Here is a 462-nt window from a genome sequence, read left to right as displayed (position 1 = left end):
CCGCTGATGTGAACGCCATCTTTATGGAAATCACCGGCCTCGGCCAGCCCACACGGCTCAACAAGCTTTATCAGAGCCCTTTCACCCTCAGCCACATGCTGCTGGAGCGCATTGCCGCCGAAACCGCCGAAGCCCCCGCCGGCCGCCCCGCCCGCCTCATTGCCAAAATGAATTCGCTGATCGAGCCCGGCCTCATCCGCGCCCTGCATGCAGCCAGTCGGGCCCGCGTGCAGATAGATTTGATCGTGCGCGGGATGTGCACCCTGCGCCCCGGCGTGCCCGGCCTTTCCGAAAACATCCGCGTGCGCTCCATCATCGGCCGCCTGCTCGAACACTCCCGCGTGTTCTACTTCCACAGCGGCGGGCGCGAAGAGCTCTTCATCGCCAGCGCCGACTGGATGAGCCGCAACTTCTTCCGCCGCATCGAAATCTGCACCCCCGTGGAAAACCCGGCTATCAAAC

Annotated in this window: 1 pseudogene; it reads left to right on the top strand. The window is 63.9% G+C overall.

Annotation, left to right across the window (positions count from 1 at the left end):
• Positions 1–462, top strand: a pseudogene (locus CYP26_RS09460) (RNA degradosome polyphosphate kinase); the annotation flags it as partial.

This window comes from Campylobacter concisus, from assembly GCF_002913225.1.
Lineage (GTDB): Bacteria > Campylobacterota > Campylobacteria > Campylobacterales > Campylobacteraceae > Campylobacter_A > Campylobacter_A concisus_J.
This window is presented reverse-complemented; position numbering and strand designations above follow the sequence as displayed.